The 22,433-nt window shown below is 56.1% G+C and carries 21 protein-coding genes; 16 read left to right on the top strand and 5 right to left on the bottom strand.

Annotated elements, in window-relative coordinates:
- Positions 1 to 36 precede the first annotated feature (36 nt).
- From FJ146_10295 to FJ146_10315, 5 genes are read left to right on the top strand one after another with little or no spacing between them, the layout of a single operon-like run.
- Entirely contained in the window at positions 37 to 849 is an 813-nt protein-coding gene (locus tag FJ146_10295) for a hypothetical protein (GenBank protein ID MBM4252349.1), read from the top strand.
- The gene (locus tag FJ146_10300) at positions 846 to 2,216 is read left to right on the top strand and encodes a glutamyl-tRNA reductase (protein MBM4252350.1); all 1,371 of its coding nucleotides are present in this window, start codon (positions 846 to 848) and stop codon (positions 2,214 to 2,216) included. Before FJ146_10295 ends, FJ146_10300 begins: the two co-directional genes overlap by 4 nt.
- Positions 2,213 to 3,241 carry a hydroxymethylbilane synthase gene (gene hemC / locus FJ146_10305; protein MBM4252351.1) on the top strand — a complete coding sequence of 343 codons (1,029 nt, stop codon included), beginning with the start codon at positions 2,213 to 2,215 and terminating at the stop codon, positions 3,239 to 3,241. The genes FJ146_10300 and hemC overlap by 4 nt, the downstream gene beginning before the upstream one ends.
- Positions 3,211 to 3,993, top strand: coding sequence for a uroporphyrinogen-III synthase (locus FJ146_10310; GenBank protein ID MBM4252352.1), 783 nt, complete (start codon positions 3,211 to 3,213; stop codon positions 3,991 to 3,993). The genes hemC and FJ146_10310 overlap by 31 nt, the downstream gene beginning before the upstream one ends.
- Positions 3,983 to 5,242 (top strand): DUF3443 family protein, encoded by a 1,260-nt coding sequence (locus FJ146_10315; GenBank protein MBM4252353.1) that lies wholly within the window; start codon positions 3,983 to 3,985, stop codon positions 5,240 to 5,242. The genes FJ146_10310 and FJ146_10315 overlap by 11 nt, the downstream gene beginning before the upstream one ends.
- Positions 5,243 to 5,265: 23 nt before the next feature.
- On the opposite strand, the gene FJ146_10320 is transcribed toward FJ146_10315, so the two are convergent.
- Both FJ146_10320 and FJ146_10325 read right to left on the bottom strand, forming a co-directional pair.
- Complete coding sequence (locus FJ146_10320) at positions 5,266 to 5,904, bottom strand: hypothetical protein (GenBank protein MBM4252354.1); 639 nt, start codon at positions 5,902 to 5,904, stop codon at positions 5,266 to 5,268.
- 201 nt (positions 5,905 to 6,105) lie between these two features.
- Positions 6,106 to 7,902: a hypothetical protein gene (locus FJ146_10325; GenBank protein MBM4252355.1), complete on the bottom strand. Its 1,797-nt coding sequence runs from the start codon at positions 7,900 to 7,902 to the stop codon at positions 6,106 to 6,108.
- A 45-nt stretch (positions 7,903 to 7,947) separates the two neighbouring features.
- Here FJ146_10325 and rlmN point away from each other — a divergent pair, with 45 nt between their 5' ends.
- Positions 7,948 to 9,072: a 23S rRNA (adenine(2503)-C(2))-methyltransferase RlmN gene (gene rlmN, locus FJ146_10330; GenBank protein ID MBM4252356.1), complete on the top strand. Its 1,125-nt coding sequence runs from the start codon at positions 7,948 to 7,950 to the stop codon at positions 9,070 to 9,072.
- Between the two features lie 102 nt (positions 9,073 to 9,174).
- Positions 9,175 to 10,398, top strand: coding sequence for a hypothetical protein (locus tag FJ146_10335; GenBank protein MBM4252357.1), 1,224 nt, complete (start codon positions 9,175 to 9,177; stop codon positions 10,396 to 10,398).
- Between the two features lie 18 nt (positions 10,399 to 10,416).
- On the opposite strand, the gene FJ146_10340 is transcribed toward FJ146_10335, so the two are convergent.
- Entirely contained in the window at positions 10,417 to 10,953 is a 537-nt protein-coding gene (locus FJ146_10340) for a response regulator (GenBank protein MBM4252358.1), read from the bottom strand.
- Positions 10,950 to 12,293, bottom strand: coding sequence for a HAMP domain-containing histidine kinase (locus FJ146_10345; GenBank protein MBM4252359.1), 1,344 nt, complete (start codon positions 12,291 to 12,293; stop codon positions 10,950 to 10,952). The genes FJ146_10340 and FJ146_10345 overlap by 4 nt, the downstream gene beginning before the upstream one ends.
- A 106-nt stretch (positions 12,294 to 12,399) precedes the next feature.
- On the opposite strand from FJ146_10345, the gene FJ146_10350 reads away from it, so the two are divergent.
- The 7 genes from FJ146_10350 to FJ146_10380 all read left to right on the top strand — a co-directional run bounded on the left by FJ146_10350 (position 12,400) and on the right by FJ146_10380 (position 17,781).
- Positions 12,400 to 12,825 (top strand): hypothetical protein, encoded by a 426-nt coding sequence (locus FJ146_10350; protein ID MBM4252360.1) that lies wholly within the window; start codon positions 12,400 to 12,402, stop codon positions 12,823 to 12,825.
- A gap of 35 nt (positions 12,826 to 12,860) precedes the next feature.
- Positions 12,861 to 13,742 (top strand): hypothetical protein, encoded by an 882-nt coding sequence (locus tag FJ146_10355; protein MBM4252361.1) that lies wholly within the window; start codon positions 12,861 to 12,863, stop codon positions 13,740 to 13,742.
- Between the two features lie 34 nt (positions 13,743 to 13,776).
- Entirely contained in the window at positions 13,777 to 14,670 is an 894-nt protein-coding gene (locus FJ146_10360) for a metallo-mystery pair system four-Cys motif protein (GenBank protein ID MBM4252362.1), read from the top strand.
- A gap of 14 nt (positions 14,671 to 14,684) precedes the next feature.
- Positions 14,685 to 15,218 carry a hypothetical protein gene (locus FJ146_10365; GenBank protein ID MBM4252363.1) on the top strand — a complete coding sequence of 178 codons (534 nt, stop codon included), beginning with the start codon at positions 14,685 to 14,687 and terminating at the stop codon, positions 15,216 to 15,218.
- Positions 15,219 to 15,243: 25 nt separating this feature from the next.
- Positions 15,244 to 16,239, top strand: coding sequence for a di-heme enzyme (locus FJ146_10370; GenBank protein MBM4252364.1), 996 nt, complete (start codon positions 15,244 to 15,246; stop codon positions 16,237 to 16,239).
- A 24-nt stretch (positions 16,240 to 16,263) separates the two neighbouring features.
- Positions 16,264 to 17,172 carry a hypothetical protein gene (locus FJ146_10375; protein ID MBM4252365.1) on the top strand — a complete coding sequence of 303 codons (909 nt, stop codon included), beginning with the start codon at positions 16,264 to 16,266 and terminating at the stop codon, positions 17,170 to 17,172.
- A gap of 75 nt (positions 17,173 to 17,247) precedes the next feature.
- Positions 17,248 to 17,781 (top strand): hypothetical protein, encoded by a 534-nt coding sequence (locus tag FJ146_10380; protein MBM4252366.1) that lies wholly within the window; start codon positions 17,248 to 17,250, stop codon positions 17,779 to 17,781.
- Between the two features lie 5 nt (positions 17,782 to 17,786).
- Here FJ146_10380 and FJ146_10385 read toward each other — a convergent pair whose 3' ends face one another.
- On the bottom strand, positions 17,787 to 18,536 hold the full coding sequence (locus tag FJ146_10385; protein MBM4252367.1) for a hypothetical protein: 750 nt from the start codon (positions 18,534 to 18,536) through the stop codon (positions 17,787 to 17,789).
- Between the two features lie 311 nt (positions 18,537 to 18,847).
- Between FJ146_10385 and FJ146_10390 the strand changes: the two genes are divergently transcribed.
- A complete protein-coding gene (locus tag FJ146_10390; GenBank protein ID MBM4252368.1) occupies positions 18,848 to 20,377 on the top strand; it encodes a hypothetical protein in 1,530 nt (509 codons plus the stop codon).
- Positions 20,378 to 20,535: 158 nt separating this feature from the next.
- Positions 20,536 to 22,302, top strand: a complete 1,767-nt coding sequence (locus tag FJ146_10395) for a hypothetical protein (protein MBM4252369.1) — start codon at positions 20,536 to 20,538, stop codon at positions 22,300 to 22,302.
- Positions 22,303 to 22,433: the final 131 nt, after the last annotated feature.

Genomic DNA, 22,433 nt, shown 5'->3' on the forward strand with positions numbered 1-22,433 from the left:
CCGGGGTGACGGTCCAAGGCAGGAGCCAGACCTCCAGTGACAGCAGCTCATATTGCCAGCAACATAGCCTTGATTAGCCTTGCCCTAGCGGCACTACTCTATCTGATTGAAGTCGGCAAAAATCGGAGCCGTAATTCATCCGGTAGCGCCGCTCTAGTAGCCTTGCTCCTAGCAGCTTTGGCCGGCACCACCAGCTTAGTCCTGCAGCTGGCGACCACGGAAGCGACTGCCTTGAGTGGCCTACTCCTCGCAGTCGCCATCAGCTGGATGGCCATAGTGGGTCACACCAAGTTTAAGCTCAGGCTCATCGGGGCCTTTGTGGCACCTCTAGCCACGCTGATCCTCCTGGTGCAGTTCTTCATAACGCCGGGACGTCCTAGCGCCATGGACGACGACGGAGCGGGCAAGATTCTCCTGCTGTTTCATGTCAGCATGGCTGTCCTCGGACAGGCCTTCGGGATACTTGCTGGCGCCGTGTCGATCTTTTATCTCTGGCAGCAAAAGTTGCTCAAAAAGAAACGGCTGAGCCAGATCCCGCAAAATCTGCCGGCGATCGATCGCATCGACGGCATGCTGCGCGTCTGTCTTTGGGCGGGTTACGGGTTGATTACCGCTGGCTTGGTCAGTGGGGCGGTGTACACCCAGCTCTTCGCCCCCCCGGCCGAGCTCATGCTCAGCGCCAAGGTCCTTTGGGCTACGGTGGTTTGGCTTTGGTACTTAACGATTCTACTGGCGCAGAACGTCTTCGGTTGGCCGTCGCGACGCGTCGCCGAGATGTGCCTAGTCGGTTTCGTCCTTATGGCCCTTAGTTATTTTGGCATCGGTTTTTTCAGACCGGGAGGCCAATAGCTTTGAGTCGGACTGAGCCAGTACTCTTTCTCCTTGGCGCCAATCACGTCTCGGCCCCGGTCGAGTTGCGTGAGCTCCTCTATATTGCGCCAGAGCCTTTGGCAGCATTGCTGCCAGCCTTGCGCGAGCGGCACCAATTCCGCGAGCTCGTGGCGCTCTCAACTTGTAACCGTTTTGAGTTGATCGGCATCGCCCCGCCAACGGCTAACTTGAATGCGCTGCTTTATCAGGCATTTTTGGATCTCCATCATCAACACGGTGTGGTACGCGACAAGATCAGCGACGAGGATATTCAACGTGCGCTCTATCTGCACACCGAGAGCGACGCGGTCCGTCATTTGTACCGCGTGGCGTCGAGTCTAGACTCCCTGGTCTTGGGCGAGACGCAAATAACCGGGCAGTTCAAGGACGCGATGACGGTGGCAGCTACGTCAGGCACCATTGGACCGACGCTACAAAGGCTGGGACAAGAAGCTCTTGCTACCGCCAAAAAGATCAGAACCCAAACGGCCATCGGCAAGAAGACCGTGAGCATCAGTCATGCGGCTCTGGAGCTAGCGGGCAAGGTGTTCGGCAAGCTCGGCGACCATTCCTTTCTCTTAATCGGTGCGGGGGAAATGTCGCGCGTCGCGGCCAAGTACGTCACCAACTATAATCCGCGTAATATATTCATCGCCAACCGCACGGTGGAGCGGGCGCGCGACTTAGTGACGGAGCTCGGCACTGGCGAGGCCTTCGGCATGGAGGAAATTCCGGGCCTGCTCACCAGCGCCGATATCGTTATCAGCTCTACAGCAGCTCCCGGCATCGTCCTCGATGCGATGACCGTGGAGCGGGCAAAATCGGCGCGGCGCGGCCGTCCTCTGATATTGCTCGATATCGCTATGCCCAGGGATATCGATCCGGACTGTGGTGATCTAGACGATGTCTATCTATTCGACATAGACGATTTGCAGCAAGTATCGGCAGCCAATTTCGAAGAGCGCCGCAAAGCCGCTGAAGAAGCCGAAGATCTCGTCCACCGCGGTGTCGATCAGTTTAAAAACTGGCAGAAGACGTGGTCCGTTAAACCCGTGCTCGCGGCTTTCCGCAACTACGTCGGTGAGCTGATCGACCGTGAGGCTGGCAAAACTCTGGCCAAAGAACACTTTCGCGACCTCAACGCTAAACAACGCGAGAGCCTCAAAGCGTTATTCGACGCCATAGCTAGCAAAATCACCGCCGATGCTGCCAGACAAATCACCAGCCCGCCGCCAGGGTTTGAAGCCGAACAACTGGCGCAGAGCATACTCGCGCTGTTTCCCGATACAGCCGAACATAGAGCCGAGCCTAGAGCCGAGAAAACAAAGGACAAGGACTCACAATGAGCACGACCCCCGCTCCCAAATCTCATATCACCATCGCCACGCGCGGCAGCGCCCTGGCTCTTTGGCAAGCTGATCACATCGCGGCACTGCTTGCCAAGCGTGGCGTCAAAAGCGAAAAGCTGATTTTAAAAACCACGGCTGACCGCGTACAAGATCGCTTCCTCCACGAAATGGGGGGCAAAGGTCTCTTCATCAAGGAGTTAGAAGAGGCCCTACTCGCCGGCCAGGCAGACCTCGCGGTACATAGCCTCAAGGACATGCCGGTCAACATGGGCGAGCCTTTTCAGCTTGCCGCCATTTTGCCGCGGCACGCAGCGACTGATGTCATCATTTACCGTAAAGACGTGGCTGCGCGCATCAAACCACGCCAGAGCCTTAGTGCGGCGGATCTTTGGTCCCTTGGCGCACTCACCGTCGGTACCGGTAGCCTCCGGCGCCAGAATATCATGGAGCGCATTGCCCCTGCCCTGACCTGTGTTGGTATTCGTGGCAATGTCGATACGCGCCTGAAGCGCCTGGAAGCAGGCGAGTGGGATGCCATCATTTTGGCCGAGGCCTCGCTGGAGCGACTCGGACTTGGCGACGTACCGCATTCGCGCCTGTCGCCGGAGTGGTTTATCCCGGCGCCAGGTCAGGGGGCATTGGCCCTTGAAACCAGGGCCGGTGATCCACTGGCAGCATGGCTTGGCGCCGAACTCGGGTGTAAAGAGACGCGGCTCGCTATCTCCATCGAGCGGGATATCCTTGGGCGCCTTGGCGGCGATTGTACGCTGCCCTTCGGTTGTTATGTCCGCAGTGACAAAGCGGCATCACCCCATTTGGTGGCGCAGGCGGCCATTTTTTCGAGCCGGACGGATATTGCTGAGGCGCAGGTGTCAGCACCCTACCCTGGACCAGGCAAATTTGATGCGAAAGCTTTCTGTGACACCCTGCTGCGTAAACTTGCCGCTAGCGGCGCAGCCAAGGTTTTGACTGAACTTGGTTTGCCCGTCCCATCAGAATTAGCCGGACTGGCGCCGTGGTGAGGGGTGGCAAATCACTGATTTGGACGCGGTCTCTCGCAGATTGGGCGGCGGACCGCAGCCTAACCGCTTTGGTAGCTGCAAGCGACGTTGTGCTCCATGTGCCCTGCATTTCAATTCAAGCCATCACATTGACGGAGACCGTCAAGCCAGCCACGCATGTGGTGTTTACCAGTGTAAACGCAGCCGTCCTCAGCATGGCCATCCCTCAATTGGCCACGATCGTCCGGGTGGCAAAAGTTGTTTACTCCCATGGCGACGCCACCGTTGAGGCACTGCGGGCTAGTGGTATTCAGGCGGTCAAAGTTCCCGTGCGCACAGCCGAGGAGTTATCCCTTTGGCTCGCTTCCCATCTACCTCCCGCGGCCCATGTGTGCATCCCAGGCGCCGAAGCCCCGGCATGGCCTATGGCTGAGTCCCTGCGTAAACTTGGATTCCAGGTCGCAAGCTACAGTGTTTACCGGACACGTGCCATCGCGTGCAACCAAGCGGGTCAGGCATGGACGCCTGCGGCTACCAAAGAGGCCACCCAGCAATGGTGCGGCGTGATCGCCTTTGCCAGCCCCTCGGCTGTCGCGGGTTTTGCCGCAGTATTTCATCCAAAAGACAACCAACTCTCAAGTAAACTGGTTGCAGTAGCCATAGGACCGACAACACGCAACGCTGCAAAGAGTCATTTTGTGCGCGTTGAAATGGCAGCGGCAAATACGGTATCGTCGCTAGCTGCAAAGGCCCTGGAAATTCATGAAAACTAAAATCGCCTTGTTTACAGTCGGTCTCATCACGCTAGGCGCCTGTAAAACTCCGGGCGGTTACCAGGGACGATTAGGCAAGCGCGGTCAACCGCGCCTTCGCGGTAGCAATGACGTATATCCCGTCGCCCCCGCCGTAGCTGGCGAGACACCCACCGGGAAAAACATCATACCCATAACGGTCAACGGCGAACTTTGCGGCCCTAAACAGGCTCCCAATCAAGCCTGCGTCAGCGTTACTATATGCGAGCCAGGAACTAGCAACTGCCAGACGATCAAAAATTTGCTCCTAGATACCGGGAGCGTCGGCATTCGGTTGTTCGCATCGGTCGTCACTCTAAAATTGCCACCGATTAGGGTGGAGCAAGGCGAGATTGCGGAATGTATCGGTTTTGCCGATCAATCAAGCCAGTGGGGGCCTATAGTCGAAGCCGACATCAAACTTGCTGAAGAACCCACGATCAAATTGCCCATGCAGCTGATCAACTCAGCCTATGCGCAAATGCCGGGTCCATGCAGCATTGAGCAGAGCGTGCCCGATGTGTCACCAGCCCAAACGGGATTCAACGGCATCTTTGGCGTCGGTTTATTCAAGCAAGACTATCCGGCAGTCAATTCCGTGGTCGATAGCCCGTTTTACGCCTGCAAAGACGGTAAATGCACGCAGATCGTCTACGATCAAGGCCTCAAGAATCCCGTTGCTTCGTTGCCGCAAGACAATAACGGTGTTTTGATTAAACTACCGGCCATCGGTGAGGGCGGTGCAACTTCAGCAAGCGGCGTGATGATTCTCGGCATCGGCACGCAGGAAAATAATGCGCCGGGGGGGCTCACGGCTTACCCCGTGCGTTATCCGGGGCTCTATGCTGCCATGTTTACGCCGTATAGCAGCCGACCAGTCAGTAGCTTTATCGATAGCGGCACGAACCATTTGGTTTTACCTAAAATCGACGTCCTGCCGCTTTGCGATGAAAAACAAGCTTTCGTTTGCCCCGCGAGCGCCCAGAACTTTTACGCGACCACGATGGGCTCAGGCGGCAAGCCTACAGGCGAAGTAAAATTTCAGATCGCTAATGCGGCCTCACTCTTAAACTCCGACAACATGGTCTTCGCCACCCTTGGCGCCCGCGGTACCGATGGTCTTGCCAACGTCATCGACTGGGGTCTGCCATTTTTCTTCGGTCGGACCGTAGCTATTGGTTTTGAGGGTAAAAAGTCACCGCTGGGGTCGGGCATGTACTGGGCTTACTAAGCCAGCAGATGCGCACCAAGAGTTTACTTGCTACATAACGACGACTTAAGAAAGTCCGGCAAGATCGGAAGCGTACACAGCCCGGCCGGCAGCCCACCACGTCTGTTGGTGCCGTTAGTTGGCTGAGTCGATGTTGTCGGTAATCCCGTCTGGGCCGTCGCCCCGGTGCTAGTCGTGATACCGCCACCGATGCTTGTGGGGTTAACCGCTGTGGTCTGACCGGGACAGCCCGGCACAGGAGCCACGGTCGTCGTTGCCGATGGGTTGGTCACTCCAGCGGACGCTGTCGTAGTTGTCGTTGTCGTACTGCCCGCACCGTTGGTGGTACCGACAGTCGGTTGCCAAGGATCGGCAAGTGCCAGAGCATCCTGATCGTCGACTAGTTTTATGGTGGTCGTGGCTGTTGTCCCCGAATCATTTGCCGTGGCCGTGGCCGGCTTACAGGGATCGTTCGCGACGTTAAGGGCGGGCTTGGCCGCTATTTCCGTCTTCGGTTGCGTTTTTGTCTCTTTTTTCGGATCCTCGTCGCCCACTTCCTCATCTTCGGTCGCCTCTGACGTCGACTTCTTTGGCGCCTTACTTGTGCCGCAGGCGACAGCACCAGCCGCAAAAAAGGCGGTTAATAGAAAATATAGCGGTGCATGAGATACGCATGTACTCATTTTAATTGGTCCTCTACTCCGGTTTTACCGTTTATCGGCAAATCGAGCGAAAAACTTTAGTGTTTTTCTGCTTTAGTCCTGATTTTCCTCAGTGTTTTTCGGCGCAGCCATCTAAATAAGAGTAAGCGAATCCCATGGCGCTGGGATCCAGACTCGTGTCAATTTTCTAAAGATCGTCGCCTGCTTTTTAGAGCAGCAGTTTTAACGCCGCACGAACTGCATGATCTTCGAGAGCCGCAGGCGCTTGCCACTTCCGAACATATGCCAAAGGGATAACCACCCCCAGCTAAAGACTGTCGCCGCGATGAATAGACCCGCAACAAAGCCGCTGACCCGCTGAGGATCAGCAAATGCGATTAGCATCACGCTGGCAATCGTCATGGTAGCTGCGAATACCGTGAGAGTGAGACGCCCCGCAAGCTGATGCAGCATGGGTGCGATGAGATCCAAACCGGGGGAAATAGCGCGCACGCGGATATTGCCCGTCTCGGCATCGTGCATGATCTGCTCAAACTGACTAGGCAGTTGGCGGAACATGGACGATAGCCCCATGAGACCACTAAACGAGTCAGACATGAGCTGCTCAGGGGTAAAGCGCTGCGAAACGAGGCGCTTTAGAATTGGGGTAGCAATCTCCATGATAGCGATATCTGGGTAGAGCGTCCGCACCACGCCCTCGACCGTGGTCGCAGCTTTGACCAAAATAGCGTACTCGGGTGCCAGTCCGATCTTGAAACGCTGCGCGGCCTCCAGGATGCTCGCCGCTAACTCGTCCGTCTCAATCGCAGCCAGAGAATTCGCCACGAGCACACGGTCCATGACGACTTTGATCTCAGCTTTAAAAGCTGCGATATTGACGCGTTCTTGCGGCGCGCCCATGCGGAGCAAGATATAGGCAATGGCGGAGGCGTCTTTAGTCGAGAGAGCGATCAGCAGGGACACTATCTCTCGCTGTTGCTCAGGACTTAAACGCCCTACCAGACCGTAATCAATGAGACAAAGCTGCTTCTGGTCATTGATCAAGATGTTACCCATATGCGGATCGCCGTGAAAAAATCCGTCAATCAAGACCTGATGCAGCGCTGCGTGCAGGAGCTCCGTAACGGCGTGCTTAGCTAATTCAGAATTGGCTGATAATTTGCGCAGTGACTGTCCGGCAAAAAATTCCATCGTCAGCACAGTACGGCACGACAGCTCGGGAAAAGGCTCAGGCACGGTGATAGCTCGGTCTGGCAGTAAATAGCTACGCGCCGTCTGGAGATGCCGAAGCTCCTCGGTAAAGTCGAGCTCGTGGATGAGCGCCTTTTCAAATTGCGCCACCGTGTCGGCCGGACGGATCAGTTGCAGCTCCTCGATCCCTACTTCCAAAAGCTTTGCCAGCATGTACAGGAGATCCAAATCCCCACGCATCACTTGTTCGATGCCTGGCCGCTGGACTTTGACGACCACATCTTTTCCGTCATGAGTGCGGGCACGATGCGTCTGACCGATCGACGCGGTGGCTAGGGGCACATCGTCAAAGCTGGCGTAAAGCTCCTCCACCGGACGTCCAAGACCGCGGGCAATTGTTGCCTTGATGTCCGCGGTCGGCACCACGGGAGCTTGATCCTGCAGCTCTTCGAGTGCTTCAACGTAGGCCCTTGGCAAAAGGTCAGGCCGCATGGAGAGGATTTGCCCGAATTTTATGTACGTGGGACCCAAGTCTTCGAACAGGCGGCGCAGCCTCACCGCAGGCGGTGCAGTTCTGGAGGCCCCACCACCCTCGCTATCTTGAATTTTGCCGATGACAAACTTGCTGAGCGGGGAACGCTGAATCACCTCGCCAAAACCATGCCGCGAGACAACGCTGATCACAGCCCGTAACCTTGCAATATCACGGGCAGCCACATCAAAGATCGACGTCTGGGTACCAGTCTGACCAGTCGTGGCGGAAGCGTTACGCTCGGACATCAGATCGACTCCCCACAGTTGACGCCTAATTTGACATCGATAGTACATTTCATTATAAAGGGCGCCTTATAATGATATTAAGCAGCGGATTTTATGGAAAACGTCAGCCCAGACCCTAAACCTGCTAGTACAGGGCCCTTACATGCCCTTAGTTTATCACCATCGGCCCTGCAAGACTTGCTGACTGGTTGGGGGCAGCCTAAATTCCGTGCCCAGCAACTGACCCAGTGGCTATATGGCAAAAGGACCTTTGCCCTCAGTAGCATGACGAATCTGCCGCAGGCGCTACGCTCCCAACTCGAGTCCGAACTCGTATGGGAACTACCCGAAATCGTTAGCCGTCTCGATAGTGCAGACGGTGCCAGCAAGCTGCTGCTTAAGAGCGAGCGCGGACTCATCGAGGCCGTAATTCTTCGCTACGAGGGGCGTACCAGCCTATGTGTGTCGAGCCAAGTGGGTTGCCGCCTAGCTTGTAGTTTCTGCCAAACCGGTAGACTTGGCTTCGTGCGCCACCTCAGTACAGCCGAGATACTGGCTCAGTTCGCTATTGCCGAGCAAATTGTCCAGCTTGAGGGGCGACGCATTTCGCACGTTGTCTTTATGGGTATGGGCGAACCACTCGACAACTACGACAACGTCGTTGCCGCGGTTAATAGGCTGACGGGCAAAGACGCCTTTGGTCTCAGCGTGCGTAACGTGACCGTGTCCACTTCAGGACTGGCACCACAGATCCGCACGCTAGCGCGCGATGTGCAAGCGGCGCTGGCGATCTCCCTGCACGGTGCGCGTGACGAGCTACGCACCGAATTGATGCCCATCAACAGGCGCTATCCTCTAGCCGAACTCAAAGCTGCTCTGCTCGATTATCAGCGCATGACCGGTGACAAGATCACCATCGAATACATCCTGATTAAAGACAAAAATTGCGGCACACGCGAAGCCAAAGAACTCGTTAAATTCCTGCACGGCATGCGCGCTAAGGTAAACCTTATTCCATTTAATGCACATCCTGGCCTCCCCTACCAGCGGCCAAGCGATGAGGACATCAGAGCCTTTCAAGTATACTTGGCAGAGCGTTCCATCCCGGCACCCGTTCGCTACAGTAAGGGACTCGAAGTTTCTGCGGCGTGTGGCCAACTTGCTGCTAAAAATCTCGAGACATTGGGGGCATCACCTAAGCGCCAAGACGTCCTTAATCGCAGCTTTACACAGGCTTAATAAGAGTGCCGTTAGTACACAAACTATTAATAGTTGAACGCTAGACAAGAGAAATCCAACTACGCATCATATTCCCAGTCATAAATGTAAGACTGAGGGAACATGATGATTCGTAGTGCTGTGCTTGTCGCTTCTTTGGCCGCTCTATGGGGCTGCGGCGAAGGCCAACGTGCAACATCCGCGCTTAAATTTGGCGCCGGCGAACACGTTATCATAGGGGATCGCGGCTACTTGAGCGCCTGCGGCAAGCGTCGTGACTGCCAACCCAGCTTTGCCCGGGCCGATGGCATCGAGCGCTATAGCTACGGCGAGTTGATCGCTTTTAGCGCAGATTTTTACGAGACTGCCTCCGAAATTTTCCGTGAAACGCGCGAGCCCTGGTATCAATTGTTCCGCAACAACATTGACGCCACTCGCAAGCTCTTCCAGCAAGAAGTCCAAGCTGCCCAAAACCTAATGGATGGTCACAACGATACTGAGTACCCCGACTTTTCCAAAGGCTTCGCCCTCAACTACCGCAATTACATCAATCTTGCCGAACACAACGAAGATCATTTCGGCTTCTACAACATCAAGCGTTACGTAGCTGAACACGATCAAGCCTTGGCCCTTGCCAAGCACGCTCATGATCTGCGCCAACAGGGTGATGGTGCTGCCGACGCAGCATTGCGCGAGGCTCTATTTCAAGCCGCTTTTGCCGATCATTTCCTGACCGATGGCTTTGCCTCTGGCCACATCCGCAACCCACGGCGGCAAACTTTAGCTTGGGCCGAGAGTCACGGATACTCAAGGCGCACCGCTGCCGCATTTAGTAAAATTCTCCACGATCGTGACGGCGAAATCCGTGAGTCCGGCGAGCACGGCCTGGCCGTGCGCAATGCTCGTGGTGACGAGTGGTTTGCACGCTGCGATGCGCAACTATTTTACAAAAATGCCGGTGACAGTCGCGCCGTACAACTAGTCACCGAGGCGGTAGAGATTTCGCTGGATGAGTTTTTTGCCGCCTACGATAGCGGCGTACTGCCCGAGGGCAAATTCCCCGCCTTAGACCTAGTGCCCTACCCTGACGAAGCATCCCTAAGTTTAACTGACGCTGTGAGGGTTGACCGGTTTTTACCGCAAAAGGCCTACGACGCCATGGCCTGGTATATGCATCCACCCTTTGTCAAAGACTTTAGTCCAGGTGCCATCACGGGCTTTTACAAAGCCCTGCCCGAAGTCATGGACATGATGCGGCAGGACATCAGCACGATCATCGACGGCAGTCCGGAGCTGGCTGGACGCTTGCCTGAGGCCTATCTTGCAGCATATCGGGATATCCGCTGAGGTCGTGGTTAGATCGCATTAAGGCGGACTAAACTTACGCAGTTTACGTTGCAAGCTCTGGCGATGTAGGCCCAAAACACGAGCAGCTTGCGAAATATTGCCGTTGCATTCACTGAGCACAGACTCAATATATTCACGCTCGTGCCGCGCCAGGGACGGCGCTTGAGGTTCCGGTGGTTGAGCAGACTGCACGAAGTCGCCACCGCGCAGAGCCGCTTCGATTTGTGCGACGCTTGCAGGCTTGGTCAGATAGTTGGTGGCGCCCAGCTTCACGGCTTTGATAGCCGTAGCGATACTACCGTAGCCAGTGAGCATCACGATTTGACACATGGGATACCGTTGATGAAGCACCTCAACGAGATCGATGCCGTGATCAGTGCCCAGGCGCATATCGACAATAGCGTAGTCTAGATGCGCCCACTTATGCGCGTTAAAGGCAGCCATCGAATGAACGATATCCACGTCATAGCCACGGTCACTAAACTCTAGCATCAACGTTTCGGCAAAATTGCGATCGTCTTCGGCAATCAGTAGTCGCGGCTGCAGAGTCATCACGCCATACTCCCGCGGTCAAGTTGCAGATGCAAACTCACGACCGTCCCACCTCGAGCGCGATCGGCCACATCGAGCGATCCACCCAGGGCTTCGGCCAGTGACCGTGCCGTGTATAAGCCAAGACCAGTGCCATCAGGTCGGGAGGAAACAAACGCTTCCCCCAGCCGCTCACGCAGCAAGTGCGGCACACCGGCGCCGCGGTCACTCACGGCAATCGTCACCATGCCGTCACGAGACGTGACTGTCATTTCGATTGCTACATTCTGGTCACCTGAAGCCTCGCGCGCGTTGTCTAGCAAATCCATCAGCGACCGGGCCAAAGCTAGCGATGGCAAGCTGCAGGTGACAGCTGCGGCCGCAGTGTCGACATGAGTCCTCACCACGACGTCTGGATGTTGCTGGGACCAGGAGTCACAAACTTTAAGGACGAAGTCAGCAACCTTGAGTTCTTCAAACCGCACGTGACCCGCTTGCAACTCGGCCCCAAACATACTGCGCATGACGGCCTCACACTGCTCTATGGCGGCCAAGGCGGCATCGACATCTCCGGATCCGGATGAGTGAGGGCTCGCGTCAGCAGTTGAGCCTGCGCGCCGCTTCTGCCGCTCCAGCCGCATCTTTGCCGTATTGAGTGGGGTGGCAAATTCGTGCGTAAAACTTGCTGCCATAGCACCTAGGGCGCGGAGGTGATCTGCTCGCTGGCACTGCGCGCGCGCGAGCTCCAGGCTGGATCTCAAAGTACGCAGACGAGTCGATAGCGATAGGGTGAGCGACCAGATGACGATCACAACTAAAAGTTGAGCCACCAGGCTCACGGCATGCGGCAGGGGCCGCCCGTGCAGTCCATGGAATACGGGCTGCGAGTTTAGACAGTAGTAGCTAACTGCGAGGCCGATGGCCATGAGATAGATGAGGCCTTGGCGCCCGCGGAGCAGGAGCGGACCAAGCACGGCATGCATATAGATCAGGGCACTCATAGGATTGGCACACCCCTGCGTCATGCCTAGAGTAAACCCGAGCACCGCCAGATCGAGCAGCATCTGCAGGAGTAACGGCAAACGCTGGTAGAGGCCACCCAGCGACAGGAACACATTGGCCGCAATGAGCAATGTCACCGCTGCCACGTAGCTCGCGATGTCCTCCCCAGCAATGAGACCGTAGTGGCGGAAACCGGCAAGACCGGCGATCATCGCGGCCACCGCTGCCCACCTGAGGCGCAGCAACCAGCGCGCCTTGGTACCATCCTCGATGCTGCTATCTCCCGCTAATGCCAGGATTATTGATGTAAACTTGGGACGAATAGGCATGCTCGACCACGACGGTGCAACAATATGCTGCATAGCGCTGCAGCGTCCTAAATCCTAGACTTGCCTAAGTAGACTATGCAAGTGCTGTCTGCAAGGCATGCGCACCGTCACCCAAAATAATCGTCACGGGACCCTAGACATGAACCTTAAAAGCCTGGTTTTAATTACATTTTTTGGCTTACAAACCGTACACTGCGGACCGCAGTCCCAGACCGCAACGGCCAGCGCGGCTAACGGCTCGTCGACACTGCAGCACTACACAGCCAAGCTAGATTGGCAGTCTCCCCTAGCCGCCCGGACCGCCGTGAGCGCCCGGCTCACGTTCCTAGGTAGCGCCGGAGCACCGGCCCAGTCCGTCAGCGGTATCAAGTTCACGCCATGGATGCCGTCCATGGGTCATGGGACGTCGACGGCCGATCAGCGGATCACCGCTGTGGCGGGAACCTCTCACGAGTTTTTAGTGACTGGCATCTTCTTTAGCATGGGCGGTGACTGGGAGATTCAACTCGCTGCTACAGTCGACGGACAAAGCGACAGCGCCACTATCGCCGTGAGCGTGCCCTGATGCTCCCGATGGGTAGACAGGGAGCTACGGTGCTGATGGCGTCAACCCTCATGTGGCTCGCCCCCGTCCTTAGTGAGGCGGCATTCGGCTGCGCGTCGTGCGGCAGTGGTGGCGATGATCCACTGATCCTCTACCCTAACGAACGCGATAAAACGTTCCTAGCTCTAGGCCGGACGGCGGGATTTCGCAACATCAACGCCAATGGCGGTCTGGCCACCGCTGGTGGCCCCCTGGAGCGCGAGAATCTGACGGTCGCCTATGGCCACAGCTTCTCTATAAGGTCCTTTGCCACGGTCACGGTGCCCACCTTCCGCAATGTGGGTGAGCACGATGCGGTATCGGGCGTGGGCGACCCCCTAGTTGTCACGCGCTACACCCTCGTCATGCCGGACTTGACTGAACCCTTGGTCCCCCAGGTGCAACTCATCGCTGGATTCAAACAGTCCCACGCCAGGTCGGTGCATGATGCACAGAACACAAGGGATCTGCTCGACGTCTTCGGTACTGGCTTTTCCGATGCCAGAGCCGGCGTCGATTTATGGTTCGGTCAATACGCAACAAAATTCGGTTTAGCGCAAACTGTCGCTCAACCCCTGTCACGCAGCTACGATGGCATCGAGTATCACCCTGGACTCATCGCCCGCACGACATTGACCACAGGCTATCAGTGGACATCGATGGTGAAAACTTTAGTAGGGGCTAATCGCGAACAAACGCGCGAGCTACGCGTCGGCGACACCACGGTATCCAACTCAGGCCAAATTAATCATTCGATTTTTGTGACTCAAGATTATTATCCCAGCACGTCTCAACTTGTTCGTTTCACGCTGTCGCAGCAGGCTGCTTTTGGCGTAAACAAAAACACCGCCCGTAGCAATACGTTCACCGTCGCCTATATGCATGCCCTAAAAAGCTAATCATCCCTATTCCATTGTAAAAGGAGAGATTTGCATGCCGCGCCAACTGTTTGGAACTACGCCGTTTCTGTGCGCGCTATCTGGAGCCATAGCCCTACTCAGCTGCGGCAAAAAAGACACCAAAGCCACCGATGCCACGGTTGCTGCGACGCAACCTGTCACCATCAATTTTAAGGCAACCGTCGGCGACGCCCCACTTAACTGCGGTCAGAGCTACGCCGGTGTTGGCACCACAGGATCGACCATTGAGGTTCGTGACTTTCGCTTTTATGTTTATAACCCGCAGCTCCTAAAAGCCGACGGCACCAAAGTCGCTCTGACCTTGACTCAAGATGGCAAATGGCAACGTGACAACGTGGCATTACTGGATTTCACTAACGGCACGGGACTTTGCGATAGCAGCGGCACATCTACTAATACAGCTATAGGTGGCACCGTCCCGATCGGCACCTATACGGGACTTAGTTTCCAGTTTGGCCTACCTCCTAAACTCAACCATCTCAATGCTGCCACGGAGACCGCCCCCTTTAACGAGACTGGCATGTGGTGGACTTGGAAGGGCGGCTACAAATATTCCCGATTTGATTTTAAAACATCCGGCCAAGACAACTTCTATATCCACATGGGAGCGACCAACTGCACGGGGACCGTTGAGGCAGGATTCACCTGCGCCTACGACTATGAACCCATCATGAGCTTTGCCGCATTTGATTCTGCCACGCAAGCCATCAAACTTGACGTGAAAACGCTACTCACAGGAAGCGATCTCGACGCCGCACCCAACACACAGGCGGGTGATTTCGTCAAAGGCTGCATGGCCTTCCCGGGCGACCAGGAATGCCCGCCGATTTTCGAAAAATTAGGCTTAGTATTTTCATCTAAAGATGCGGGTCCTGCCGCCACGGCATTCACTGTAGTCAATCTATGATGGAGGTATTCTAGATGAAGTCATACTGTGGATGGCTAGGTACATTATTGATCGGGACAGTCCTTTGGTCCTGCGGCAAGGAGCAAGCCAGTAGTAAGGATGTTGCAGCGTGTAACATAGGCGACAGTTGCTACGCTCGCGACACCGCGACGCTCAATGTCCCCAACATCAGCGTCTCAGGTGGCAGCAAAAGCCACAATCATGGCCAAAACTGCATGAGTTGCCACCAAGATAAAGGTCCCGGCAAAGGACTCTTTGTCATTGCTGGCAGTCTCAACAAAAATGCCAGCACGCCCTGGGTGGACGGGGCGACGATTAAACTGTTTAGCGACAAGGCGAGAACCCAGCTCGTCACCTCGGTCAGTGCAGACGCCCTCGGTAACTTCTACTCCACCGATAAGGTCACGGTGCCAGCAGCAGGACTATTCGTGTCGATCTTTGATCTAGACGACCGGAAGCTACAGGACATGGGATCACCGAAGATTTCCTTTGCCTGTAATATTTGCCATGCTGGATCGGCAAAACTAATCGTTAAGCCTGGAACTTGAATAACAAGTGGTGAGAGTTGGTGAGATGACCCTTCGTTGGCTAGGATTAACCTACAAACTCGTAACTCTTCTGACGCTCACCGCATGCGGATATCACCAGCACAAAGATGGTCAGAGTCAGAGGAGCCAAGAGCCTCCCGAGCTACGCGAGCTGGGGCGCCAGCTCTTTTCTGACCCTCGGCTGTCGCTTGATGGGAGTATGTCATGCCAAAGTTGTCACGAACCGCACTATGCCTATACCGATCGTCGTAGCCTGCCCTTTGGTGTCACAGGTATCACGCTACCACGCAACAGTCCGTCCATACTCTACACCGGCAAGTTTACCAAGTTGACCTGGGTCAACCCCGTCCTCGACTCCTTAGAGCAGCAGTTACTGGTCCCGCTATTTGGCGAAAATCCGCCGGAACTGCACATCGGCCCGCGCGAGGAGGCTATCTGGCGAGCCGTCTTTGCCAGTGAAGAACGAGCGCGACTGCGCGCCGCTGCTGCGTCAGCCCTTGGATCGGAAGCCGGCACTAGGACCGTCGTCCTGAAAGCGCTCGCTACCTACGTCAGCAGTTTAGCTCCCTTCGCAAGTCCGTACGACCGCTATCTTGCCGGCGAGGGACATGCGCTGAGTGACCGGCAAAAGACGGGACTACAGCTCTTTGAAGGCAAGGCTGGATGCGTGGGCTGTCACAGCGGGCCTTTATTCAATGGTCAAACTTTTGATGCCAAGAGCAAGGCGTGGGGATCCAATATTTTCCGCCGCAATGGGCTGAATAATCAACAACGCAGATCTGATCAGCCTCTGGGTTTAGCCGAGTTTACCTTGCAACCAGACGACTGGAACCTATTTCGGGTCCCATCGCTACGTAATGTTGCCGAAACGGCGCCATACCTGCATGATGGTTCACGAGCGACCCTTGCCGGACTGTTGCAGGAATATAATGCAGCCAGCAAGCTAGCGCTCGACAGCAACGAATTAACGGCACTCGAGGACTTTTTAAAATCACTCTCCGATGCCGCCATACCACTCTAGACTAGACTTGGAGACCTCTTGGTTATGAACCGCCCCCTTTTAACTCTGTGCGCTGCGGTTGCAGCTCTGACACTTCCGCTCAAAGGTTTGGCTACAACCCAAACAGAAACCTTCTTGCAGCTCGACGCCTGCCGTCACTTTGTGCGCCTCTCAGACACCACGCTCCTGGTGGGACGTGACGACGGCCTCTCCGTCATCGATCCTAGCGGACACAGTTCCGTACTTAAAATTGACCACGCGGTGCGGGACGCTGTGCGCGTTGACGACCACATCGTTGCGCTGGTCGATGCGGACATCGTCCGTGTGGATCTAGCCACTGGCGCCGTCACCAACCGTGTCGCTACCCAGGCGGTAAAGCCGTCGCGCGAACTCCTGGCCCACGAGATGCCGCGAGCTCTTGCACGTCACGGCGACGCGCTGCTCGTGGCTCACGGCACCCTGGGTGTCACCATCCTCGATCCTGCAACACTCGAGTTGAGGTCGATGATCGCTATCAATGCCGGGGAAAAAGTGAAAAATATGGCACAGGACCTCGTGGTCAGTGGCGACCAGGTATTTGCCCTCGTCGACAATTATCAAATTAATCCGGTACGCCCGAATCTGCAATTCCGTGGCCTCTTGCAACTTGATAGCACCGAGGGACAAATCAGCGGCAGATTTGGTGGCCTCGATCCTGGTGCCACCGCGGTCGCTTGGCATGACGACACGTTACTCGTCAGCTTTGGTGGGCATCCCGTGTGGCGACTGAGGACACCACTCAGCGCCGCCGTCCCGCTCGCTAAAGGATCACGGCTCATGACTAAACTAGGCAGCGACAGAAGAATCGTCGGACGATTCAGCCTTGATGACGCCCATGTTTGGGCCTGTCAGCGGAGCAACCAGGGTGCTGCTAGCGTCCCCGTTGTTTTCGACCGAGCAAGTCTCGGCCTCTGAGCCTGGGCACCAACTTTGACCTCCACTATCTGGCACGAAGCTTGCTTGGCTTCGATTAGAGGTAGGAGGTTGCTTATGTTCACACACTCGTTTTGCAAGGCTTTCATTTATGGATTTTTTTCATCGCTAGTCCTGGCGACCTTAGCCAGGTCGCTGCCTGCACGCGGTGAGTCATGGTCCGGTACTAATGTTTACACCAACGCCTACGGCTTACCCTGCACTGTATCGCTAGATCGAGACGGGGACGGTAACGTCAAGCGCGTCATCGTGAGCGGTGCGGCCTATAGGGTCAGTCACTGGTCTGAGCCTAAGGCCGAGGTGACTGGCAGTACCATCACTGTCGGCGAACTCATCACATCGCCCGAGCTACACAGTTTCCAGAGTTTTGCCTCGGTGCCGTCGCTCGCGCACCTAGGGATGACGCGGATGGGACTGCAGATTTTGACCGGCAACCTAGATCATCCGTGGCCGGGTTTTCAGGATGTGCGCTACGTCGTGCGCAACTCTGACTTTACCGAGATCATAGCAAAATCGACGGTCTCCATGATGCTCCGCGCGATCCCACTCGGATCGGACGAGATTCACTGTAGTGACTTGCGCGCCGATTAGGCCCGTCACGGAGCCAAAATACCGTCATCGGTCAGGATTTCATCCACGCCCGCAGCAAGGGCGGCGGCTACCTCGTCGCGATTCTTCGGTAGGTATGCCAGGACGCGCGCCCCACGGCGATGATACCTCGCCACCACAGGCGCGCGCATCGTCCGCAGTCCTTTAAAGCTGTGGAGCAGGGCATAGGTAACACCGGACGTCACCGCGTGCGGGATCGGGAGTCGAAAGGCCATGGCAAGTCCGGCTTTAAGACATGCTGACTGACCAGCAAGGGCGACCGCACGCGGAAACTTAGCCAGCCAAAAGGCTTGCTGTTCGTCGCGCCAAAAAAGAAAGCGGCAGCGCCTGAGCAGCTCGCCTGCGTCGGGGCGATCAGCAAGCCAGCGAGCAAGCAGGGCTAAGGTCCGTTCCCCTTGCTCGGGCTTAATGTCGAAAGTGATACTAAGATGCCCAAATGCCGCCATAAATGCGTCGAAAAACAGCAGTCCCTGACCATCGGTCAGTCGTATCTTTTTTAGCAGCGCTGCAGGAGAACTCTCGATGTTGGTTGCGCTGCCCGTTAGCCGGGCGAGATCAGCATCATGAGCCAGCACGATCTGACCGTCAGCAGTGCTGCGGAGATCGGTCTCCACGTGCGTGAAGCCCGCAGCTACAGCGTCACGAAAGGCCTGCAGCGTGTTCTCAACGGCTCTTGTTTTTAAGCCACGGTGACTGATCCAAATGGGTTCTTTAGCAGGACTATGTTTAGTAACCATAAAGCTCGCAACTAGACTTAAGTGGGATGGGTCCCCAGGGCCACATCGTTATAAAATGCTCGCAACGCAAACTAGGAGGACATTAGCATGAAGCGTCACGAGCTCATACTCGGTAGCGTGGCCATGCGGGCCATCTGGCAGACCTGCGCCGCAGCCTGGTTGGTAAAATCTTAACCACCCGAATTTAAGGAGCAAAATCGCCACCCGTGGCACTGACCGCATGGCCAAAGTAAAGCTCCATTCCAGACCTCCGATAGGTCGCGTGACGCAAGTCATTCGTCCCCCATTTATCCACGCGTACTGGAGGTCTCATGAAAACTCGTAAGGTAGTGAAACACGCGGCGGCTGCAGCAGCGGTCACCGCACTCGTCGCTGGCTGCGGCAAAAAGTCGAGCAGCAACGACGACAGCAGCGGTACCGATTCCACCGGTGGCACTACGACCGAGGCTGGTGTAAGTCCGCTGGCGGCAGCCTATCCTTCTACCTTAGCCCTCTCTATTTTCCCTCAGACCACCACAGCGGCGGCCTTGAACTTGGCAGAAGAAGTGGACGATCCCAATGCCAAGAAGAACTTTAAAGACAAAGTGGTCGATCAGGGCAAGCGCATGAAGGGCGAAGGAGACTGTTTCAACCCGGCGCAATTTAAACCTGCGAAACCTGGGGCCAGGATTACGTGTTACCAGTTCGACAATGACATGAACCCATTCCAAAGAGCGAACCCACCTGAGAACTTTGGCACCACTACTGGTAAAGTAAGCGCCACCAACGCCGAGGCTTGTATGGTCGCCTTTGCACGCTCGGAAGTCGAAGACTCCGTGCAGCAAGTCGATAGAGCTCTCGCCATGGTGAGCGGCATGATCTGCCAGGCTAAAAAAGACGGCAAAGACACCCAGATGCCAGCAGTAGGCGAGTCACTGGATCTTACCGCATCGTTCGATAAGGGCGGCGCAGGACTCACTGGCAGCACCGCTAAGATCACCCGCTTGGCCGATGTCGGCGGCAACCCCGTCTATCGCAGCGATATCACCACCACAGCTCCGGACGGCAAATCGTTTGAAGTACATTTGGTCCACTCTCCAGGCGCCAACGACTCTAGTAGCGGCACCCTGTCCATTCTCCGTCCGGGCGACTCGGGAATGGGCGCGAAAGATGCCGGTCAAGGCGGCGGCGCCAACGGTGACAGCAACAAGAATGCCCTACTCAGTATCAACTACAGTCGCGAGCAAGATGACGCCGGCAAAAAGCGGATGCGCTTTGAAGTACGCCGTGCTGCCATCGTTAAGACGGTCACGCCCTTTGACGCTAATGGACTCGTCAACCTGACTGCAGTCGCTGACAACGCTCAAAATGGGGAGCTCGGCGCTGTGCGCTACCTAGCCTTTGACATTGACCCTGATACAAATGCCGGCAATCTATCATATTGGCAAAATCCAGGTGGCAATTTCAACGAGGCCGCGCGCGGTTTCCTCTTTAACATCACCGCTGGTACGGATGGATCGCTCAGCGGATGCGGTGTGTCTGGAGCCACGGGCGACATCAGTATACGCAAATACTTAAAGGATCCTGTCGCTGCTAACGAGCTGAAGCCGGTCAAGTGGTACCACCCGTTCCGCAATGACAACACCTCCACTGACAAGGACAGCCGTTACACGAATGGTAACGATAACCAAGGCCCCGCCATCACGAAGCAGTGTTTCAAACAAAACGCAACTTCCGGTGTCTACGAGATCACGACGACCGATCCTAAAGGCTACGAAGTCATCCCCACGGCGCAAAATACCGTACAACCCCCGACTAAGCCTAAAGCTAAGCTCGAGGGTGACTTCCGCCCTAAAACCTAAGCACGACATCTCCTTACTGTGAATAACTCTCCGCCCAGAGCCGCAAGGTTCTCGGGCGGAGTGCCATTTTAGCGGCTTTTTCTGCCTCTTTGTTTGACCATCGCCCCAGCTCGCGCTATTTAGCTCATTGTGAAAACATCCTAAGCGCGAGGACTGCCGTGGGCCGTAAGACTAATCAACTGCGATTTCCGTTGCTTGCAACCCTGATCCTGAGCGCCACCGCGTTGTTACCGACCCAGGGCGCAGCCGTTGAGGCCCAAGATCTGCCGGCAACCACTGAGGCGCGCCTCGGCGACGACGCCCTCAAGACGGCCATCATGGGCGCCCTCCTGTTCCTAGACGACACGCAGATCAGGCAGCGTCGCGGCCTGCACGACCCGCGCTTTGACGCCTGCTCGGGTGATGGCTGTTTACCGCTTGTTCCAGGGACCGGACAGGCCTTGCCCCTACCCCTGCCGTTTACCAACAACCGCAAGGGCGAGTGGGCTAACTTCATCCACATTTTCCCCGATGTCTTAAGCCCGCATAACGGCGAGAACGAGTCGATCATTCAGATTCAAGACTCCAACATGTTTATGACCACGGCGATTACCTACCCGCTCTATCTCTTTGACGAGTCGGGACTACCCGAAGGTCAGAGGACGGTCACCGATGTGCGCCGCCAAGCTGTGGCTAGCATCCGCACCTATCAAGCTGGCGATGCTTTTACCTTCTGGCCGCACTTAGCAGGATCAAGCAGCGACAAGGACCGCGTCGGGCCGCTCAATATTCCGATGAAAGCTGGCAGTCTACAAAACGTTTTCCCTTCACACCGCAAACCTAGCGGTGACAACTACGCCTCCTGGTCGACTGATCTCTTCAATCCGGCGATCAATCCTTACGGCGTGGACGCACTTGCCAACATCCCGGCTGACGCTGACGACACGGCACTGGCTGCAGCGACTTTGGAATTAGCAGCGGCATTTGACGGTGATGCGCGGCCATCAGCAGCGCTGACCGAAGAACTACTTAAGTGGCGCGACCTGGGCCGCGCCATGGAAGACGGCCGTGACACGTGGAAGGGCAAGGATTCCGCAGGATTTCTCACCTGGCTTAAAGAGGAAAATATTCCGCGCGAGGAGCGCTTTATGACACCTGAGACGGGCGTTATTCCGCTCGGTGTCAACAATGTCGACTGTGTTGTTAATGCCAACGCCCTGTTAGCTCTTGGTCTCCAGGGACTGGCGGCATCAGCCGCAGCCAACGATGTCAGCGTGCTAATGGCCAGAGCTGTCGAGCAACACAGCTGGCCCGAGTGCGGCCTTTATTACCCGCAGCGGATGATCTTCCCCTACTCGCTCACGCGAGCCTACCGCGACGGTGGCGTCCGCACACCAGCGATGAAGGAGGCCATGCGCCGCCTACTCTTCGATCTCCTGCGTGAGCAACGTGACCTAGCTGCAACGAATCCTAAACATGCAGGCGCCTTCTCCGGTGGCGCAGATCCGACTTATGACCTCGCCACGGGTCTGGCACTCGCGAGCCTCTTGAATATCGGTGAGTCTCTTGCGACTGAGGCTGGCGTGCTCAGTGATTACCAAAGAGCGATCGCTAAAGCGGCTGCGTACTTGACGGCTCATCAACAGCGCGCGCAAATTAAATTTGGCACCACGTTTAATCGTGACAACGACCGCTTCCTCTTCCCAAATCCCAGGGACAAAGCGCGCAAGTGGGACTCTGGCGTCTTCTTCTCGGCCTCCAATTGGAAGCTGGCGCAATGGCGCTCGGACGCCTATACGGTCGCCATTGTGCTCGAGGCACTGGCCAAGTATGCGCTCGCCTATGAGCAGTCGGACGAGTCGTTTTTGGAAGGCGCCAGACTGAAGGTGACCAGCTACGGACGCAACGCTGATGACGCACCGCGGAACTTGTTACTGACTAAGTAAGCGCCGAGGCAACTCAGCGATCATTGGTGGTTTGCGAGGTGTTTTTTTGCCTTAGCAAAAACCACCTACAGTTGCCGCATCAAGTAATCGTGCCAACATGCCGATCCCTCTCGTGTACCCTCAGACGCAAT

Source organism: Deltaproteobacteria bacterium, assembly GCA_016874735.1.
Lineage (GTDB): Bacteria > Bdellovibrionota_B > Oligoflexia > Oligoflexales > CAIYRB01 > CAIYRB01.

Coding starts and splice junctions, on each gene's coding strand:
- hemC (MBM4252351.1), top strand. CDS start 2,213: ATGAGCACGACCCCCGCTCCCAAATCTCATATCACCATCGCCACGCGC.
- FJ146_10315 (MBM4252353.1), top strand. CDS start 3,983: ATGAAAACTAAAATCGCCTTGTTTACAGTCGGTCTCATCACGCTAGGC.
- FJ146_10320 (MBM4252354.1), bottom strand. CDS start 5,904: ATGAGTACATGCGTATCTCATGCACCGCTATATTTTCTATTAACCGCC.
- FJ146_10325 (MBM4252355.1), bottom strand. CDS start 7,902: ATGTACTATCGATGTCAAATTAGGCGTCAACTGTGGGGAGTCGATCTG.
- rlmN (MBM4252356.1), top strand. CDS start 7,948: ATGGAAAACGTCAGCCCAGACCCTAAACCTGCTAGTACAGGGCCCTTA.
- FJ146_10335 (MBM4252357.1), top strand. CDS start 9,175: ATGATGATTCGTAGTGCTGTGCTTGTCGCTTCTTTGGCCGCTCTATGG.
- FJ146_10345 (MBM4252359.1), bottom strand. CDS start 12,293: ATGCAGCATATTGTTGCACCGTCGTGGTCGAGCATGCCTATTCGTCCC.
- FJ146_10350 (MBM4252360.1), top strand. CDS start 12,400: ATGAACCTTAAAAGCCTGGTTTTAATTACATTTTTTGGCTTACAAACC.
- FJ146_10355 (MBM4252361.1), top strand. CDS start 12,861: ATGGCGTCAACCCTCATGTGGCTCGCCCCCGTCCTTAGTGAGGCGGCA.
- FJ146_10360 (MBM4252362.1), top strand. CDS start 13,777: ATGCCGCGCCAACTGTTTGGAACTACGCCGTTTCTGTGCGCGCTATCT.
- FJ146_10365 (MBM4252363.1), top strand. CDS start 14,685: ATGAAGTCATACTGTGGATGGCTAGGTACATTATTGATCGGGACAGTC.
- FJ146_10370 (MBM4252364.1), top strand. CDS start 15,244: ATGACCCTTCGTTGGCTAGGATTAACCTACAAACTCGTAACTCTTCTG.
- FJ146_10375 (MBM4252365.1), top strand. CDS start 16,264: ATGAACCGCCCCCTTTTAACTCTGTGCGCTGCGGTTGCAGCTCTGACA.
- FJ146_10380 (MBM4252366.1), top strand. CDS start 17,248: ATGTTCACACACTCGTTTTGCAAGGCTTTCATTTATGGATTTTTTTCA.
- FJ146_10385 (MBM4252367.1), bottom strand. CDS start 18,536: ATGGTTACTAAACATAGTCCTGCTAAAGAACCCATTTGGATCAGTCAC.
- FJ146_10390 (MBM4252368.1), top strand. CDS start 18,848: ATGAAAACTCGTAAGGTAGTGAAACACGCGGCGGCTGCAGCAGCGGTC.